Below are 15,595 nucleotides of genomic sequence, written 5' to 3' on the forward strand. Positions count from 1 at the left end.
GTTGCCCAGCAGGCGTGACAGCTCTTCACGCGAACGTTGCAACGCATCGCGGGCCTTGGTCTCGACTTGGCCCACCACGTCTTTGTTGCTGCGCAAGGTGGTCTCGCGCGACATGGCTTTCAGCAGCGGCACCAGCGGGTTGTCGGGCGCCGACAGCACACGCGCCATCTGCACCGCCTGCGCCAGGTTGGCGGTTTTCACCATCTTGATGTCGGCGATGAAGTCTTCCCACACCTTGGCGTATTCGCTCAGGAACAGGCGGCGCACTTCATCGTTGAGCTGGAGCTTGATGTCCAAATCTTTCAGCGCGTTCTGGCGTTTGCTGTCGTTGACCCCCAGCACCCAACTCTCTTCATCAGCCAACTGGCCGGCCACACGCTCAATTTCGCGCTGGAAGCCCTTGTGATAACCCTCGTGGGTGAAGAGCCCCGGCACCCCCTTGGTCAGCGGCTCGCCGCTGCCGCGTGTGAACACCAGCGCCGCGCCCGGGCCCGCGGCACGGGCCACAGTGAACTCGGGGAACTCGGCGCCCACACCCTGGCGCTTCAGGCGGCGGAAGATGCGCTCGGTGAGCGGCGTGGCCACCAAGCGGGTGCGTGTCTGCGCGACCAGGGTCTTGTCTTCCGGCAGGGGTGACACCACCGCGCCTTCGGACAGCAACGCATCGAGGTGCGACTCCAGCGCGGCCCGCTGCTCGGTGGTGACCGAGCGCGGCAGCGAGTTTTCCCAATCGGCCGTCACGTAGAGCTTGAGAGCGGCGGGATCGAAGCGTTCCGGGTCGTACAACATCACGTAGGCCTTCAGGGCCTCGTACTGCAGCTCGGGGTTGTCGTTGCCGTTCTTCAGTTGCTCTTCAATGCCGAGCGCGATGCGCGGCAACACCGCGTCGATGAGCATGCGGCGGTAGGCCTGCTTCGAGGCCGCGTCGAGCTTCTTACCCTGATAGAGCCCGAAACCCAGCGACAGCGGCACCGACTCGCCGATACCGGCGCGCGCCAGGTCGCGAGTGGCTTCGAGCGCGGGCAGCAGCACCAGCACGTCGGGCGAGTTGCGGTTGGGCGTGGCTTGCACCAGCTTTTTCACTTCTTCGGCGGCCGTGCCCACTTTGTCGACGTAACGCTGGTTGCCCACGTAGCTCACGCCCCAGGCGGCCAGGGTGCTCACGGCCAGCACGCCGACAAGCACATACGCACCCAGCGCAAACATGCCGCGGCGGCGTTCCCACTTGGCGTCGGTGCCAGCGAGGCCGCTTTCGGCGAACACCACTTCTTTGAGCAAGCGCGAGAGAAAGTAGCTCTTGCCGCTGCTCAGGTTGGGCGGCACCACTGTGCGCTCCAACTTGTAGGTGCGTGCAATGCGGCCCAGCATGCGGTCGATCGGCGTGCCTTCTTGTGTGCCACTCACAAAGTACACACCCCGCAACAGCGGGTGGGCTTCGAACTGCGAAGGTGAGAACACCTGCTCCAGGTGGTCTTTCAGCAAACTGCGCAGCGCCTCGAACTGCTGCGGGAAGCCGTAGATGCGCGCACGGCGACCGGGGTCGCGCTCCATTTGCAGCTTGCCGACCAAGCCGTCGGTAAGGCGCTTTTCGAGGGCGTCGAATTCGGCGCCGAAGACACTCAGGTCGGTGTGCTGCTGTTTGTCGAGCTTGAAGGTAAACCCCCAGGGTGCCGCGCGCGTGTCTTTGTCGGCGTCACCGAGCGTCTCCATGAAACCGGCCAGCAGGTCGCACTTGGTGACCAGCAGGTAGATCGGGAAGCGCATGCCCAGGTGCTGGTGCAGCTCTTGCAAACGCTGGCGCACGGTGGCGGCGTGCAGGTTGCGCTCGGCAGCGGTTTGTGTGAGGAGGTCGGTGACCGACACGGTGACCAGCACACCGTTGAGCGGCTGGCGCGGTCGGCTGCGCTTGAGCAGGCCCAGGAAGCCCTCCCAGGCCTTGGCGTCGGTGCTCTTGTGGCTGTCTTGTGTGGTGTAACGGCCGGCGGTGTCGATCAACACCGCCTGGTCGGTGAACCACCAATCGCAATTGCGCGTGCCACCCACACCCTTGACGGCGTGCTCGCCCGACGCCCCGGCCAGCGGGAAGTTGAGACCCGAGTTGACGAGCGCGGTGGTCTTGCCCGAACCCGGCGCACCAATGATCACGTACCAGGGCAGCTCGTAGAGATACCGTTTGCCCACGCGCGACGACAAGCCGCTCCACAGGGCGGAGATGCCTGTCTTGGGCTGCTCGAACTGCGCTGTCTTGAGCGTTTCCAGAGCCTTCGAAAAACGCTCGTTGAGCGTCTTGATCTCGCCGTCGCTCGGGTCGGCCGCAGCGGCGGGGGCCAGCAGCTGGTTGACCACCTTGTCGTTTTTCTTGCGTGAGGCGAAAAGCTTCCAGACGTTGCGCAACACGATCAACAACACGATCAGGCCGATGAACACCAGCCGCGCTGTCACGCCATCCAGCGGGCGCCAGTTGCCAACGGCCACCAGCGGGCCGACGATCCAGATCACCAGCGACAGGGCCAGCAGGCCGAGGGCCAGCAGCACCCAGGGGTGGAAGATGATGCCGAGGATCTTCTTGATCATGACCCGGCTCCGCGTGTGACAAACAAGGTGATCTCCACGCGCCGATTCAGCGCCCGGTTGGCAGGGGTGTCGTTGGTGGCCACGGGCTCGCCATCGGCGCGGCCTTCGGCACGCACACGCTCAGCGGGCAGGCCATTGCTGACGAGAATTTCACGCACGGTCTTGGCTCGCTCTTCAGACAAATGCCAGTTGGACGGGAAGCTCGCGGTGCGAATGCGCACGTTGTCGGTGTGGCCGGTGACGGCGATGCCGCCCGGCACCTGCTTCAGCGCTTCGGCAATGCGCTTCATCAGCGCCTCACGCTCGGCGGTGAGCGAGGCGCTGGCCGGTGCGAACAAACCATCACCGCGGATGATGATGACGCTGCGGTCAACCTCATCACGCACCGCTACCTGCTCGGCCTTGATGTCGGCCACCAGGAACTGCGCGAGGCGCGGCTTGGCCGCAGGCTGCTTGACGGGGGGCGATGGTGGTGCCAGCCGCAGCTCTTGGATGCGGCCGAACACCGGGTCGGAGTCGCCACTCAGCTTGAACGCCAAGAAGCTGTAGATGGCCACCAGCAACAGCGCGACGATGGCGGCCGTGACCCACAGCGGCAGCCAGGTCAACATCGACCGCTTGGACGGTTTTTCGCCGGCCCAGTTTTGAGCCAGTGCCGGTGCGTAGGCGCCGCGCTCTTTTTGCAATATTTGCGCAAGCCGCTCTCGCACAGCTTCGAGCTGCGCCTTGCCACCATCGACCACACGGTAGCGGCCTTGGAAATCGAGGCACAACACGGCGTAGATGAGTTCGAGCAGGTCGCGATTGGCCGCAGGGTTTTCGGCCAGCTTGGCCATCAGCTGGAAAACTTTTTCGCCGCCGCCGGTTTCGTTGTGAAACATCGCCAGCAGGCTGTGCCGGCCCCATTGCCCCGAAGCACCCCAGGGCATGGTGGCAGCCACCTCGTCGAGCAAGGTGCACAAGATGTAGCGTGCGGCCAGCACACGCTCGGGCGCCATGCCCTTGGCACGCGCGGCGGCTTCGAACTCGCGCACGCCTTGGGCGATGGATTCGCGCAGCGCAGCCGGGTCGGGCAAATGCGTGGTGGCACGAATCTGTGGCACCAGCGCGAGCAAGGGGTTGGCCAGCGCCACCAGCGGGTTCAGGCCACTGTCGCTCGGGCCGATGTCGGCGGCCACGTCAGCGCCTGCGGCCTGGCCCATGCGCGAGGCGGCCATCGGCGCGGCAGCGGCAGCGCGCCCGCCCGGCGTGGGCATGATGAAAGTGCGACCGGTGTCGATGTCGGCAAACGGGTCGTCTGGGTTTGAAGTGCTCATCGCTGGGTGCTCAATGTTTTTGCAGCGGACTTCGAGGCTTTCTTTTGGACGCAAAGGGCGCGAAGAAAGACGCAAAGGTCGCGAAGGAATTCAAAGCTTTGCTCTTTCCCGCTGGGTCTCTTCGCTCTCTTTGCGTTCTTCGCGTCTTTCTTCGCGCCCTTTGCGTCCAAAAATGCGGTCGAGTCAGCACGGCCTTTCGCTACTTCCGAATAGCCCACAACTCCAGCTCCAACCCCGGGAAATCGCCCGAGATGTGCATGGCCACGTTGCCGTTCTGTTCAATCGGTTTCCACAGCTCACCCCCGCGGTCGAGCTCGAAGTAAAAGTAGCCGGCATGGAAGGGCAGCTGGCGTGGCGCCACCGGCAAGGAGCGCAGGCCGATGCCGGGCAGCTGCAGGTTGACGAGGTCGCGCAGCTTCTCGGGCGGGCCGATCTTCGTTTGCGCCGGGAAGCGCTGGCGCAGCTGCTCACCTGGCACTTGCGCATTGACGGCCAGCACAAAGGTGCCGGTGCGCGCCAGCTCCATGTCGGTGACCACCGCCGTGCGCACACCGTGGTTGCGGTTGACGAGGTCGAGCTGAACGGCGTTTTGCTCCAGCACCGAGGTGAGCATGCCGCGCAGCGAGTCGAACACCGGCGTGAAGGTGCGGGCCAGGTCGTCGTGGCGGTAGGGCGGAAACTCGGGCGGGCGGCGCGCGCTGGTGGAGAGTGTGGCCAGGTCACCGGCCAGGCGCAGGCAGTCGCCGTGCAGCTCGCGCGGGTGGGCGTTGGGTGTGGCGGCGTGCTGGCTGAAAACAGGCTCGTTGCGGTTGAGCGTTTGCAGCATCAAGAAGTCGGCCAGCTCCGACACGCCATGGCTCAGTTGCCCCATGCGCCCGGCCAAGGCCTGGGCGCGCTGCAAGATCAAGCCGTGCAGCAACGATGCGCTGGCCGAGAGCTGCGCGGTGGCCTCAATGGCCACCTGCGGCGCGATGTAGCTGCGCTCGAGCGTCACCTGCCCGTCGCTGCGGCGCTCGGCCACCAAGGCCACGCCGAGCAGGGCATACGCTTCGCTCGCCTCCTTGGCGCGCACCAGGCGCAGGCGCAGGCGGCCGGTCTGGATGGTGGTGGGCTCGTCAGACGCATCGGTGTTGTCGCGCACGTCTTCTTCGATCGCGCCGTAGCGGGCCAGATCGCCTGCGTCACCGGCTTTGTTGACACCCGCGAAGTCAACCTCGTTCAGGCCTTCGCGCTGCAGCGGCAAGGCGAGGTAAATGATCTCGCCCTTCACATCGGCTGGCACCTCTATCGGTGCGGGCAGCGGGTCAAGCTGGGGCATGCTGAAGGGCGTGCCGTCAGGCAGCAGGCCGCTCGCCCGCGAGATGCCCAGCTTGCCCAAGGCAAGCAGGCCTTCGTCGAGCTCCAGCTCGGTGAAGCCCCAGGCAAACGGCGAGATGCTGCGGGCCCGCGCATCAACCAGCCGCTCCAGGTAGCGGGTTTCTTGCTGAAAATGATGGGGCTGCAAAAACATGCCCGAAGACCACACGACTTTGGCGCGCCAGCTCATGTTGTTGTGCTTGGAGTGGAGGTGATGAACGGGGGCCGTTGCGTCAAGGCTTGGGCGAGGTGCGCTTGGCCTGCACCGTGATGTCGGCGAGGTCGATGGCGATCACGTTTTTCTTGCCCGCGGCCACCGGCACCACAACCCGCCAGCGGGCACGCTCCAGCTCACGGAAGGCGACCATGACGCCGATGAACTTGGTGTCAGGCGACAGCGGCTTGGCGAGCGGCTTGGTTTCGCCCGGGCGCAATACAAACTCTTCGCGGCTGACCATCTCGGCGCCGAGCACCGCCTGGTCTTTTTCGAACAGCGACACAAAGTCGGCCTGCTCAAACAGCGTCGGTGCTTTCAACTCGAACACACGCACCACCACGGGCGACGGCCGTTTGCGGGCATCGGGGTTGACCTCGGCCGAGGCCACGACCTTGGCATCGAGCGATGTCTTGCCGCCGCCAAACATGGCGCAACTCGACAGTGAGACACCGGCCAACAAGGCCGCCGCGAGCAACAGGCGGCGGGGAGAATGAGACGAGCTTGGGTTCAGATGCATGGGTGTTTTCGTTCAACGCCACGGGGGCGACAGGCACGGTCTGATGCCGTTCGCAGAATACCGGTGACACCTGGGCACGCAGCGTGACTAAGGTAATCCGGCCCACCGCGTCTCCATCACATGGTTGACGAAGGTCAGTTGGAACCCTCGCCCGGCAGGCCTACGCTTGTTGCATGAAACAGCTGACCTGCTTGGTGTTTGCCCTTGCCGCGACGGGCTTGGTCGGCTGCGCTTCCAAACAAGCAGCCGCCCCGAGCAAACCTGCCGAGCCTTCTGTGGCCGCAGCCACGGCCTCTGACAAGAAGCTCTCGAACACGCCACCCACCAAGACCGGCCCCAAGTTGCCAAGCGAGGTGCGCACGCGCAACGCCATGTTCAAGCTCACCTCGTACGACGAGCTGCCGGGCTGGCAACAAGACGACATGCGGGCCAGCTGGAGCGCCTTCCGCAACTCGTGCGACGTGCTTCAAAAGCGCGAAGACTGGCGCGAGATCTGCGCCGCCGCGAAAACCGTGCCGCCCAACAGCCGCGCCATGCGCAGCTTCTTCGAGAGCCGCTTCACGCTGCTGCGCATCTTGCACACCGACTCGCGCGGTGATGGCGACGTCACCGGCTACTTCGAGCCGCTGCTCGAAGGCCAGGCGCAGCGTGACGGTGAATTCAACACCCCGGTGATGGGTGTGCCGCGCGACCTCTACACCATCGACTGGTCGCGTGTACCCGCGGCGCAGCGCCGCTCGGTGGTGCGCGTCAAACCCGAAGGCAGCCTGCTGCTGCTGGCGCAGGCGGGAGATGCCGCCAGTTACCCGCTCGACCTGCGCCGCTTTGTGCTTGACGACCGTGACCGCCGCCTGCGCCTGCGCCTGGTCGGTGCCCCCGGTAGCGCCGCCGCCCGTGTCGACCCCTACTACACCCGCGCCGAACTCGAAGCACTCGGCCTGCCACAAGGCATCAACGCGCCGGTGGTGACCTGGGTCAACGACCCGTTGGCGCTGTACGCCATGCAGGTGCAAGGCTCGGGCCGGGTGCGCATGCCTGACGGGCAAATCCTGCGGCTGCAATACGCCGAACAAAACGGCCACCCGTTCAAGCCGCTGCGTGTCACGCCCAAGGCCAAAGTCGTGGTGGCCACACGTGGCATCGGCGGCGGCCTTGGTGGTGGCAGCAGCGCCGACAAGGCCGATGAGTTCGAGATCGAGGGTGATGCACCCGCAGACGCCGATGCCCCCGTGCTGACCCGCGGCGTGACGGTTGCGCAACGTGCGCCTGCAGCCAAGCCCGCCGGCAACGACCCGCTGGTCGACGAGTTGCTCAAGGGCGTGCGCAAGCCTGCCCCGGCAACCGCCGCGCCAGCCAAGCCGCCGTCGGCGGCGTCCCCGAGCCCCAAGTCGGCGGTGGCCGGCAGGCTCTCGTCCGACCCGAGCTATGTGTTCTTCAAGACCGTGCCCGAGCGCCCGTCGACCGAAGGCCCGCAAGGTGCGCTGGGTGTGCCGCTGACCCCCGGCCGCTCGGTGGCCGTCGACCCGCGTGTCACGCCGCTCGGCTATCCCGTCTTCCTCAGCGCGCCGGCGCCTGCGGGCTCCAACATCTCGATGCAGCGCCTGGTGTTTGCGCAAGACACCGGCGGCGCCATTCGTGGTGCGGTGCGCGCCGACTACTTCTGGGGTTTCGGCAACGAGGCTGGCCAGATGGCACGCGCCACCCGCCACAGGGGCCAGATGTGGGTGCTGCTGCCGACCGCCGAAGCCAGCCGGCTGGCCACCAGCAAGCTGGTCACGCGCGGCGTGTCGCTGGGCGGCGAGACGCAGAACTCTTGCCTGGTGCCTGACGGCGAGTTTTGCTCCGAGGCAGACTGAGCGCTGAGGCGACGCTTGCCTCGCCCTGCCTGAGCACATCACCAAACGAGCGCAGCGCCGCGCCCAGGTGGGCATCGCGGCGGCGCACCAACAAGGTTTCCACCCACAGCGGCTTCGGGCCGAGCGCGCGCACCCGCAGGTCGTCGCGCCCCCGATACGCCTCGACCGCGCTGCGCGGCAACACGCTCACACCGACGCCAGCCCCCACGCAGCCCAAGATGCCCTCCAGCGTGCCGAACTCCAACCGACGAAATGGCAGCCAGCCGCTGGCCGCGAAGTGCGCCTCCAGCCGCTGCCGGTACGAGCAACCCTGGCGGAACACGATGACGGTGAGGCCCCCTTCACGCAGCTGCGCTTCAAGCTCGCCGGCATCATTCGCGGCCACCAGCACCAGCTCTTCGCGAAACACCGGCTCGGCCAGCAGGTCGGGGTGATCGACCGGCCCTGCGACCAAAGCGGTGTCGAGCCGGTGCGCCAACACGTGCTCCAGCAGCTCGGAGGTGGGCCCGGTGCGCACCTCCAGCTGCACGTCGGGGTGGGCCCGGTGAAACCGCCCCAGCACCACCGGCAGGCGCACGGCGGCGGTGGTTTCCATCGAGCCAATGCGCAGGCTGCCGCGCACCAGGCCGTCGTCACGCACGGCCGACAGAGCCTCCATCGACAAGTCGGTCAGCCGCTGCGCATAGCCGAGCAAGCGCGAGCCCGCATCAGTGAGCGCCATGCCACGGCTGTGGCGCAAGAAGAGGCTCACACCCAGCTCGGCCTCCAGCTGCTTCAAGCGGGTGGTGACGTTGGACTGCACCGTGTGCAGCTCCTGCGCCGCCGCGCTCACCGAGCCTCGGCGGGCGACGGCGGCGAAGGTGGCCAATGCAGTTGGGTCCATGGTGACTCCCGGTATCTTGATTCAAGAACGGAGAAATCATAACAATTCGTTTTTAAAGATGCTCAACAACGACTACCTTTGGCGGCATGGACACACCACTCCCCTCTTCTCCCCGCTTGAGCACCCCGCTCACCCGCCTGCTGGGCGTGCGCCACCCCGTCGTGCTGGCCGCCATGGATCTGGTGGCCGACGCGCGCCTCGTGCGCGCCGTCACCGAAGCCGGCGGCTACGGCTTTCTCGGCGCGGGTTATGGCGACGAAACCTGGCTGCGCCGAGAACTGGCCTTGCTCGCAGGCGCGCCGGGGCGCTTCGGCATCGGCTTCATCACCTGGAGCCTGGCGCAGCAGCCGCAACTGCTCGACATCGCACTCGCCGCACAACCCAGCGCCGTGTGGTTGTCGTTCGGTGATGTGGCCCCGTTTGCCGCACGCATCAAGGCCAGTGGCGCGCTCTTGGTGTGCCAGGTGCAGACCGAAGCCATGGCCCGTGAAGCGCTCGATCAGGGCGCCGACGTGCTGGTGGCACAAGGCGCAGAAGCCGGTGGCCACGGTGTGAGCCGCGGCAGCATGGCGCTGGTGCCCGCCCTGGTCGACTTGGCCGGCCCGCGGGTGCCGGTGGTGGCGGCCGGTGGCATTGCCGATGGACGGGGCATCGCCGCAGCGCTGTCGCTGGGCGCAGCGGGCGTGGCGCTGGGCACACGGTTTTACGCCACTGAAGAGGCCGCAGGCTTTGCCGCCGCCAAAGCGCGCATCGTGGCCGCCAGCGGCGACGACAGCCAGCGCAGCATCGTGTTCGACGTGTCGCGCCGCAAGGACTGGCCCGCGCCCTACACCGGCCGCTGCCTGCAAAACGAGCACCTGCGCCGCTGGAGCGGGCACGAGCTGGAGCTGCTGCGCGAACAGGCCGCGGTGGCGGAACGTTATGCGGCTGCCCGCGCAGCGGGTAACTTCGACATCGCCGCCGTGATCGCGGGCGAGGCCGCCGGCCTGGTCCACGACCTGCCCCGCGTGGCCGAGCTGATGCCACGCCTGATCGGCGACGCCGTGGCGCGGCTGCGCCAGGCGCATTCACTCATCACATGAAAGAGAAGGAAAAAGAAACCATGCCATTCGTGAACATACAAATCACACGCGAAGGTGCCACTGCGGCACAAAAGGCCGAGCTGATCGCCGGCGTGACCGAGCTGCTGGTGAAGGTGCTCAACAAAAACCCGGCCACCACCTTCGTGATCATTGACGAAGTGGACACCGACAACTGGGGCATTGGCGGCAAGCCAGTCACCGAACTGCGGCGCCTGGCGAAAAGCGGGCCCGGCTGACCGCAGGCAGAGCGGCTGTCCTACAGCCGTTTTGCTTGCCCATGCGCACCATGGGGTGATGTACTCCCAACCCGACGACCCTTTCCAATCCCCGTGGCCCGAGCGCCGCCGACTGGCCTTGCGCTTCTCGTTGATGGGCAGCGCATTGCTGTTGCTGGCGGCCCTGGTTTACCTGGTGGTGCTGCTGCAGGCCTCGCCAGATGCCGCCGACTTGCGTGAAGCCGAAGCGGCACGCCCCTCGGTTCTGATGTCGGCCGACGGCGCGGTGCTCACCACGTTTGGCCGCGCCCAGCAACAACACGTGACACTGGCCGAGATATCGCCTCACGTTGTGAATGCACTGATCGCCACCGAAGACCGGCGTTTTCGCGATCACCACGGGGTCGACTTTCGGCGAACGGCCGCTGCCATGTTCCACACCGCCACCGGCAGCCTGCAAGGCGGCTCAACCCTCACCCAGCAACTGGCGCGCAACCTGTTTCCTGAAGAGATCGGGCGCAGCCGCTCGCTGCACCGCAAGGCAAAAGAGCTGGTCACCGCGCTGCGCATCGAACGGCACTACAGCAAGGATCAGATCCTCACGATCTACCTCAACACCGCACCGTTTCTCTACAACGCGGTGGGCATCGAGATGGCAGCCCGCACCTACTGGGACAAGCCGGCCGCGGAGCTGTCGGCCCTGGAGAGCGCCACGCTGGTGGGCATGCTGAAGGGCCCGCATTACTACAACCCGGTGCTGTTCCCCGAGCGTGCGCTCAAGCGCCGCAACCTGGTGCTGACCCAGATGCTCAAGCAGCGCAGCTTGCCCGAGGCCGAATACCGAAAACTCGTCGACCAGCCGGTGCAAGTGACGCTGACCCGCCAGGCTGAAAACCTCGGCAGCGCGCCGCACTTTGCCGCCCATGCCCGCAAGTGGTTGGTGGAGTGGGCCGAAACCCACGAACAAGACCTTTACGCCGACGGGCTGGTGATCGAGACCACGCTCGACACACGGCTGCAGCGTGCCGCCGAGCAGGCGGTGCAAAAGCAGGCCGAATCGCTGCAGCGGGTGGCCGAGGTCGAGTGGAGTTCGCCCAGCCTGGCCGCCACATTCGGTGGCCTGGACAGTTATGCCCAGCGCCTCGGCAAGGCGCAGCCCTTCGCCCACTTCTGGAAACAGCACAGCGATTTGTTGGCTGCCACCGTGCGCGACACACCGGCCTTTCGCAAGGCCGTCGAAGGGGGCGCCACCGAGGCGCAGGCTTTGCAAACCCTGATGGCCGACACCGCCTGGGTGGCAGGCCTGAAGACGCAGAAAACGAGGCTCGAAGCCGGCTTCGTGGCCATGGACCCGAGCACCGGCGAAGTCAAGGCCTGGGTGGGTAGCCGAGACTTCAACCTCGACCAATACGACCACGTGGCCCAGGCCGAGCGCCAGCCGGGCTCGACCTTCAAGCCCTTTGTCTATGGCGCCGCGCTAGAGAGCGGCCTGCGCCCGGAGCACGCCTACATCGACCAGGCGGTTGCCATACGCCATGGCACCAACGCCGTCTGGCGACCCACCGACATGTCGGGCCCGAGCGGCAACACCATGAGCCTGCGCGATGGTTTGGTGTATTCCAAGAACACCATCACCGCCCAGGTGATGCGAGACGTGGGTGTCACGCGGGTGGTGGCCTTGGCCAAGGCGGCGGGTGTGGACCAAAGCAAGCTCGACCCGGTGCCCTCACTCGCGCTGGGCACCAGCCCGGTGACGCTGCTGGAGATGACCAACGCCTACGCCACCATCGCCAACGAAGGCCAGCACCACAAGCCGTTGCTCGTGAAACGCATCCGCGACCGCCATGGCCGCGTGCTCGCGGAATTTGGCTCGCCCACTCGGCGCGCCATGTCGGCCGCCTCGGCGGTGGAGCTGATGGACATGATGCGTGGTGTGGTTTCGCAAGGCACCGGCACCATGGTCAAGACACGTTTTGGCATCGTCGCCGACATCGCCGGCAAAACCGGCACCACGCAGAACAACACCGACGGCTGGTTCATCCTGATGCACCCGCAGCTGGTGGCCGGCGCCTGGGTGGGCTTCAATGATTCACGCGTGACCATGCGCAGCAACTACTGGGGCCAGGGTGGGCACAACGCGGTTTTGCTGGTCGGCGACTTTTTTCGGGCCTCGCTCCAGGGCGGGCTGATCGACCCCGCGGCTCGCTTTGCGGCACCGCGCCAACCGCGCCCGGTGATGGCCAGCTGGTCGGCGCCCGATGGCGAACCATCTGGCGCGACCCTCGTGCGCCTGGAGGTCGCCCCTGATGTGACAGACGACGACCCGCCGCCCATGAGCGCCGAAGAGCTTGACCGCGTGTTGCGCCACCTCGAACAAGGCAGCACCGCGTCGTCACCCTTGCGCTGAATATCGACCCACATTGGCAACACAAAAAAAGGCCGGCATCTGCCGGCCTGTGTGTTTCAAGGTTCAGGTCGTTCAGGCCGCACGAGCGATGTCGCGCAAACGCTTGATCTGGTCGTGGTTGGCCTGCACGCCCAACTGCTGGCGCGCGATCACGGCACGCACGGCCTCCGGCAGGTCTTCGTCGCGCAGGGCAGCGCGGTAGCGTCCCAGCGCCGCGTCTTCGCCGCGCTCGCATTCCTCCAGCATGGCTTCGTCGCTGTAGCCCGCCAGCGAGCCGCGCACCGCCACCCAGCCGCGGTGCAGCGCCCCCGTGGTGCTGCCGTCGGTCTCGGGCTTGCCGCCGTAATCAGAGACCATGGTCTGCAGTTCGCTGGCCGCAGCCCGGCAGTCTGTTGCACGGGTGCTGAACAGCTGCTGCAAGTCGGTCGAGCTCACGTGTTTGGCGCAGGCGCTGAACCCGAGTTCGCCGTCCTTCGAGGTTTCGATCAAGTCGTTGAGGGTGTCGATGATGTCGTCGTTGCTCATGGGGTTTCCTTTCATGATCGACGCACAAGGCGCCGCGTTGCATGTCAGGCCCTGATGGCTGCCAGCCGGGTTGGCCGATCTCTCGCACACCAGAACCAGAGCCCCATGGTGGCCACGGCGGCAGGCATTGGCTGTAGGACAAGGCCCCAGATGCAGGTCGGTCACCTGCGGCAATCGGCCCTCAGCGCCGCACGAGGAATGCAAACACGCCGTCGATGGCTTGTTGCTGGTCTTCGCGAATGGTCTCTCGCGAAAGCCTCAAGACCTCAAACCCATGCTGCGCGGCCAGCTCGCGCAGGTAAGTTTCGGCGTGCGCATAGCGCAGGCTGGGCAACAGCTCGAAACCCCGGGCCTCGGGGCTGGCCATCTCGGTCGAAAAACAAAACAGGCCACCCGGCAACATCGCCGCACCCAACGCCGCGAAGACAGGCGACAGGTCACCGATGTAGATGAACACGTCGGCCGCCAGCACGAGGTCGTGCTGCGCCTGCGTTTCTTGCAAATGGGCCACGATGTCGGCGTGCACCAGTTCGTCGTAGACACCGCGTGCACGGGCCTGTTCCAGCATCTTTTGCGACAGGTCAACCCCCACCAGCCGCTGCGCCCGCTCGCGCACCAGTGGGCCACACAGCCCGGTGCCGCAGCCGAGGTCGAGCACCGAGCGAAAAGGCTGCGGGTGCATCTGCGCCAAAGGCGCGACCAGCACGTCAGGGGCGCGGTAGCGCAGCGTCTGCACCAGGTGCTGCTCGAAGTCGCCTGCGTAGGCGTCGAAGAGTGTCTCCACATAGGCGCGCGGCGCTGCCGCAGGGGGAGACGCCGCCTGCCCGAGACCGGCCAGGCAGTAACGCACCAGGTCTGCATCGACCCCGAGGGCCAGCGCCTGCTCATAGGCGGCTCGTGCCTCATCGAGCCGGCCCATGTCGCGCAAGATGTCGCCCCGGCTGGCCCAGGCCAGCCCGAGAGTGGCATCGAGGGCCAGTGCGCGATCGAACGACGGCAGCGCTTCAACCGGGCGGTTCAGCTCGAGCAGGCTCTGGCCTCGCTGGAGCCAGCCTTCTGCCCAGCCGCTTCGCTGGGCCAGCACGGTGTCGAGCGCGATCACCGCTTCGGCATGGCGGCCCAGCGCTCGCAAGGCCGCCGCGCAGTGGGCCAAGGCATCGGCATTGGTGGGCTCGATGGCAAGCACTTCTACCGCGGTGACCAAAGCGTCTACGGGCCGGTTGAGCGCCATGCGCGTGGCGGCCAGGTTCACCAGGGTGGACACACGCGCGGGCACGTGGTCGAGCGAGGCAAGAAAGGCTGTTTCAGCCTCGGCGGGGCGGCCGGCCTGCAAATGGGCCAGGCCATCGCGGAAATGAACCTTGGCTTGCTCGAAGGCGGCGGTGTGGGTTGGGTCGAGCATGCGGGCGATTATCGCGAGCCCAAGGGCGCCATCGGCGCTGCCTGCTCCTGTTCCGTCACCCCTTCCATGCGCACGGGAAAGCGGCCCACCATCACCGCATCCGGCGGCTCACCTTTTAAAACGGCCTTCTTGCAACGTTCAACGTTGAGCGCGTTCGAACCGATCGCCACGTGGGGCAAACGTGCATGCGCAGCGGCACAGGCGCTTGTTAGGCTGCGAATGAGTTGCCCCGCACGCGACCCGTTGTGCTGCACTGAACCAAAGGCAAACGATGAAAGCACTGCAAGTTCTGATGCTGGCTACCGCCGCCTTGGTCACAGGCTCTGCCCTTGCTCAGGCCTACCCCACACGCCAGATCACCTGGGTCGTGCCCTTCACGCCTGGTGGCGTGACCGACACCACCTCGCGCGCCATTTCCAAGAAGATGGGCGAGGTGCTGGGCCAGACCTTCGTGGTGGAAAACCGCCCCGGCGTCGGCGGCTCGCTTGCCACCGAACAAGTGGCCAAGGCTGCGCCCGATGGCTATACCGTGCTGTTCGGCACCTCGGGCACGATGGCCGCCAACCTCGCGCTGTACAAGAACCTCAAGTACGAGCCGCTGAAAGACTTCATCCCCGTGCACGGCATGTTCATGTCGCCCACGGTGCTGGTGGTTGAAGCCTCGCGCCCGTACAAGACCATGGCCGAGCTGATCGACTTCGCCAAAACCAACCCGGGCGTTCTGAACTACGGCTCGGCCGGTCCCGGCACCGGCACGCACCTCACGAGCGAGATGGTGCAAACCAAAACCGGCACCAAGATGGCCCACGTGCCCTACAAAGGCAGCTTGCCCGCGCTGCAAGACCTGCTCGGTGGCCGGCTTGACCTGATGTACGACTACACCGTGACTCTGCTGCCGCACATCAGGTCGGGCAGGCTGCGCGCACTGGCCGTGATGGGGCCCAAGCGCCTGCCCGCGTTGCCCGACGTGCCGACCATTGCCGAAGCCGGGTTCCCCGGGTTGGAGTCAAGCAGTTGGTCGGGCATCGTGGTGCCGGCCGGCACGCCGCAGGCCGTGGTCAAGAAGCTGTCTCAGGCCATGAACGCTGCGCTGACCGACGCGGCCTTGATCGCGCCATTCGAGCAAATCGGCAGCCAACCGCTGGTGGGTTACGACGAAGTGAAGTTCAGGGACTTCATCGCCGAAGAGATCCGCAAGTGGGCCGAGGTGGTTCGGGTGTCGGGTGCCACGCTCAACTGAGTGGG

13 protein-coding genes are annotated in these 15,595 nt (G+C 66.1%); 5 read left to right on the forward strand and 8 right to left on the reverse strand.

The features are described 5' to 3' along the window. The 4 genes from tssM to tssJ form a co-directional block, all read right to left on the reverse strand. A partial coding sequence (tssM, locus tag AC30QB_RS04310) for a type VI secretion system membrane subunit TssM (RefSeq protein ID WP_489544956.1) occupies positions 1 to 2,574 on the reverse strand: 2,574 nt, incomplete at its 3' end. Beyond that, a complete protein-coding gene (locus AC30QB_RS04315) occupies positions 2,571 to 3,890 on the reverse strand; it encodes a DotU family type VI secretion system protein (protein WP_489544957.1) in 1,320 nt (439 codons plus the stop codon). The genes AC30QB_RS04315 and tssM, both read right to left, overlap by 4 nt. 199 nt (positions 3,891 to 4,089) lie before the next feature. Then, on the reverse strand, positions 4,090 to 5,436 hold the full coding sequence (tssK, locus tag AC30QB_RS04320; RefSeq protein WP_489544958.1) for a type VI secretion system baseplate subunit TssK: 1,347 nt from the start codon (positions 5,434 to 5,436) through the stop codon (positions 4,090 to 4,092). Between the two features lie 43 nt (positions 5,437 to 5,479). After that, on the reverse strand, positions 5,480 to 5,980 hold the full coding sequence (gene tssJ, locus AC30QB_RS04325) for a type VI secretion system lipoprotein TssJ (protein WP_489544959.1): 501 nt from the start codon (positions 5,978 to 5,980) through the stop codon (positions 5,480 to 5,482). A gap of 173 nt (positions 5,981 to 6,153) precedes the next feature. Between tssJ and mltA the strand changes: the two genes are divergently transcribed. Next, on the forward strand, positions 6,154 to 7,836 hold the full coding sequence (gene mltA, locus AC30QB_RS04330) for a murein transglycosylase A (protein WP_489544960.1): 1,683 nt from the start codon (positions 6,154 to 6,156) through the stop codon (positions 7,834 to 7,836). Here the strand turns inward: mltA and AC30QB_RS04335 are convergent. Further along, positions 7,754 to 8,719 (reverse strand): LysR family transcriptional regulator, encoded by a 966-nt coding sequence (locus tag AC30QB_RS04335; RefSeq protein WP_489544961.1) that lies wholly within the window; start codon positions 8,717 to 8,719, stop codon positions 7,754 to 7,756. The genes mltA and AC30QB_RS04335 overlap by 83 nt on opposite strands. 86 nt (positions 8,720 to 8,805) lie before the next feature. Between AC30QB_RS04335 and AC30QB_RS04340 the strand changes: the two genes are divergently transcribed. The 3 genes from AC30QB_RS04340 to AC30QB_RS04350 are packed head-to-tail and all read left to right on the forward strand — an operon-like array spanning position 8,806 to position 12,423. Next, positions 8,806 to 9,801, forward strand: a complete 996-nt coding sequence (locus AC30QB_RS04340) for a nitronate monooxygenase (RefSeq protein ID WP_489544962.1) — start codon at positions 8,806 to 8,808, stop codon at positions 9,799 to 9,801. Positions 9,802 to 9,821: 20 nt separating this feature from the next. Continuing rightward, positions 9,822 to 10,037, forward strand: a complete 216-nt coding sequence (locus tag AC30QB_RS04345) for a 2-hydroxymuconate tautomerase family protein (protein ID WP_296689059.1) — start codon at positions 9,822 to 9,824, stop codon at positions 10,035 to 10,037. A 58-nt stretch (positions 10,038 to 10,095) separates the two neighbouring features. After that, positions 10,096 to 12,423, forward strand: coding sequence for a penicillin-binding protein 1A (locus AC30QB_RS04350; RefSeq protein ID WP_489544963.1), 2,328 nt, complete (start codon positions 10,096 to 10,098; stop codon positions 12,421 to 12,423). Positions 12,424 to 12,495: 72 nt separating this feature from the next. Here AC30QB_RS04350 and AC30QB_RS04355 read toward each other — a convergent pair whose 3' ends face one another. The 3 genes from AC30QB_RS04355 to AC30QB_RS04365 all read right to left on the reverse strand — a co-directional run bounded on the left by AC30QB_RS04355 (position 12,496) and on the right by AC30QB_RS04365 (position 14,520). After that, the gene (locus tag AC30QB_RS04355; RefSeq protein WP_489544964.1) at positions 12,496 to 12,948 is read right to left on the reverse strand and encodes a PA2169 family four-helix-bundle protein; all 453 of its coding nucleotides are present in this window, start codon (positions 12,946 to 12,948) and stop codon (positions 12,496 to 12,498) included. A 181-nt stretch (positions 12,949 to 13,129) separates the two neighbouring features. Continuing rightward, complete coding sequence (locus AC30QB_RS04360; RefSeq protein WP_489544965.1) at positions 13,130 to 14,350, reverse strand: class I SAM-dependent DNA methyltransferase; 1,221 nt, start codon at positions 14,348 to 14,350, stop codon at positions 13,130 to 13,132. An 8-nt stretch (positions 14,351 to 14,358) separates the two neighbouring features. After that, positions 14,359 to 14,520: a hypothetical protein gene (locus AC30QB_RS04365; protein ID WP_489544966.1), complete on the reverse strand. Its 162-nt coding sequence runs from the start codon at positions 14,518 to 14,520 to the stop codon at positions 14,359 to 14,361. A gap of 101 nt (positions 14,521 to 14,621) precedes the next feature. Here AC30QB_RS04365 and AC30QB_RS04370 point away from each other — a divergent pair, with 101 nt between their 5' ends. Next, a complete protein-coding gene (locus AC30QB_RS04370) occupies positions 14,622 to 15,590 on the forward strand; it encodes a Bug family tripartite tricarboxylate transporter substrate binding protein (protein WP_489544967.1) in 969 nt (322 codons plus the stop codon). Positions 15,591 to 15,595: the final 5 nt, after the last annotated feature.

Origin of the sequence: Rhizobacter sp. (assembly GCF_046595475.1) — a bacterium.
Classification (GTDB): Bacteria; Pseudomonadota; Gammaproteobacteria; order Burkholderiales; family Burkholderiaceae_C; genus Rhizobacter.

What these genes read in the sequence shown, in the direction of transcription:
- AC30QB_RS04350 (WP_489544963.1), top strand. Translation starts at nt 10,096, where the DNA reads ATGTACTCCCAACCCGACGACCCTTTCCAATCCCCGTGGCCCGAGCGC.
- AC30QB_RS04370 (WP_489544967.1), top strand. Translation starts at nt 14,622, where the DNA reads ATGAAAGCACTGCAAGTTCTGATGCTGGCTACCGCCGCCTTGGTCACA.
- AC30QB_RS04340 (WP_489544962.1), top strand. Translation starts at nt 8,806, where the DNA reads ATGGACACACCACTCCCCTCTTCTCCCCGCTTGAGCACCCCGCTCACC.
- AC30QB_RS04355 (WP_489544964.1), bottom strand. Translation starts at nt 12,948, where the DNA reads ATGAGCAACGACGACATCATCGACACCCTCAACGACTTGATCGAAACC.
- AC30QB_RS04315 (WP_489544957.1), bottom strand. Translation starts at nt 3,890, where the DNA reads ATGAGCACTTCAAACCCAGACGACCCGTTTGCCGACATCGACACCGGT.
- tssK (WP_489544958.1), bottom strand. Translation starts at nt 5,436, where the DNA reads ATGAGCTGGCGCGCCAAAGTCGTGTGGTCTTCGGGCATGTTTTTGCAG.
- AC30QB_RS04335 (WP_489544961.1), bottom strand. Translation starts at nt 8,719, where the DNA reads ATGGACCCAACTGCATTGGCCACCTTCGCCGCCGTCGCCCGCCGAGGC.
- AC30QB_RS04360 (WP_489544965.1), bottom strand. Translation starts at nt 14,350, where the DNA reads ATGCTCGACCCAACCCACACCGCCGCCTTCGAGCAAGCCAAGGTTCAT.
- AC30QB_RS04345 (WP_296689059.1), top strand. Translation starts at nt 9,822, where the DNA reads ATGCCATTCGTGAACATACAAATCACACGCGAAGGTGCCACTGCGGCA.
- tssJ (WP_489544959.1), bottom strand. Translation starts at nt 5,980, where the DNA reads ATGCATCTGAACCCAAGCTCGTCTCATTCTCCCCGCCGCCTGTTGCTC.
- mltA (WP_489544960.1), top strand. Translation starts at nt 6,154, where the DNA reads ATGAAACAGCTGACCTGCTTGGTGTTTGCCCTTGCCGCGACGGGCTTG.